At 75.2% G+C, this 1,765-nt stretch carries 2 protein-coding genes; both read right to left on the reverse strand.

Annotation, left to right across the window (positions count from 1 at the left end; genetic code table 11):
- A partial coding sequence (gene cofE / locus N864_RS22025; RefSeq protein WP_034722575.1) for a coenzyme F420-0:L-glutamate ligase occupies window positions 1–964 on the reverse strand: 964 nt, incomplete at its 3' end.
- Window positions 961–1,765 (reverse strand): 2-phospho-L-lactate transferase (gene cofD, locus N864_RS22030; protein ID WP_034722576.1); only part of this gene is annotated, 805 nt, incomplete at its 5' end. The genes cofE and cofD, both read right to left, overlap by 4 nt.

Raw genomic sequence — 1,765 nt, forward strand, 5'->3', positions numbered from 1 at the left:
CGGACCAGAGCGCCGCCTCGAGCCGGGCCGTGAGCCGGCCCAGCTCGTACGGGCTGTCGGCTCCGAGCCGGACCGACTCGTCGCCGACGTCGGCACGGCCCTCGGGCACCGCGTGGAGCGCCAGCGCGACGGCGCGGCGCACCGAGTCGCGCACCGTCCCGGGAGCCGCCGGGGGAATGCCGACCGCCTCCGACTCGGGCGAGCCCGGCTCGACCCCGAGGGCCGCCCGCACGGCTTCGACCTTGCCGAGCGCGAACCAGTCGGTCGGGCCCGTCCGCACGAGCCGGCCCGCACCGGCATCGTCTCCCGTCACCAGCGTGGCGAGTCCCCGCACGACGGCGGCCGGCACGCGGTGGGCCTTGCCCTTGACGAGGTCGGCCGCGGCCGCGATCTCGTCGACGACGGCGCGCGTCGTCACCTCCAGGGGCCGCCCATCGGCGTCCTGGCCGCCGCGAAGGTCCTCGACGACGGCCAGTCCGTGTGCGCCGAGGGCGAAGTCCGTCTGCCCGACGCGCCAGGGACGCCCGGCCGTGTCGCTCAGCACCACACCGAGTCGCACGCCGCGCCGAGCCGTCAGGCCGGCATGCAGCTCGCGGCAGACGGCATCCGGGTCCTCGGGCAGCAGGAGCCAGCCGCCGCGGTCGCCGGTGTTGGACCCGTCCACCCCCGCCGCCGCCATGACCGGACCGGCGACGGACCGGACGACCCGGGTCACGCGTCCCTCGAGGGCGCGCTCGGCCACGACGGAGCGGGTCTGGGAGGCGACGATGGCGTCCTTGTCGCCGCTGTCGGTGACGAGGCCGAGCGCCTTGGACGCGATCTTGCTCGAGACGACGACGATGTCGCCGTCCCGCAGGTCGATCCCCGAGTGGCGCAGACCCGCGTCGAGGAGCGCCGTGAGGTCGTCCCCCTGTCGAACCTCCGGTATGCCGCTCACCGCGGTCACGGTCACCGGCTCGCTCACGCGCTGGTGTCCTTCGCCGCGAGGCGGAGCCCGAGCTCCAGGGCCGCCCCGGCGATGTCGGCAGCAGCCTCGACGGACGACATGAGCAGCGGCCGCGCCTGCACGACCGGGCGGGTCGTGCCGGACATGGGGTCGGACTCGTCGACGAGCCATCCGTCGAGGAAGTCGGCGTAGAGTCCGGCGACCGCGGTGCTGGTCGAGTCGACGCCGATGGTCCGGAGGCAGACGTCGGCGTGGCCGCGCACAGGGCGGCCGCCGACGAGGGGGGAGACGCCGACGACGGGGGCGCGTGACCCGCGGAGCGCGTCGCGGACGCCCGGCACGCCGAGGATGATCCCGATCGAGACGACCGGGTTGCTCGGCGGGAGCAGGATGACGTCGGCACCGCGGATCGCGTCGAGGACGCCCGGTGCCGGCGCGGCGCCGTCCAGCCCGGCGACGACGAACCGCTCGGCCGGCAGTGCCGCACGGTGCTTGACCCACCACTGCTGGAAGTGGATGGCCCGCGCGCCGTCGCCGTCGTCCACGACGACGTGCGTCTCCACGGGAGTGTCCGTCATCGGCAGGAGCGTCACCCCCCGCTCCGGCAGCCCCCAGCGGGAGGCCAGCAGCGAGGTGACCTGGCTGAGCGGCATACCTTGACCGAGCAGCTGCGAGCGGTAGATGTGGGTGGCGAAGTCCCTGTCGCCGAGGCCGAACCACGTCGGGGTGGCGCCGAGGGCGGCGAGCTCCTCGGCGACATGGTGCGTCTCGTCGGCGCGTCCCCAGCCCTGTCCCTCGTGGACGCCGCCACCGAGGGTG

This window comes from Intrasporangium chromatireducens Q5-1 (genome assembly GCF_000576575.1).
Lineage (GTDB): Bacteria > Actinomycetota > Actinomycetes > Actinomycetales > Dermatophilaceae > Intrasporangium_A > Intrasporangium_A chromatireducens.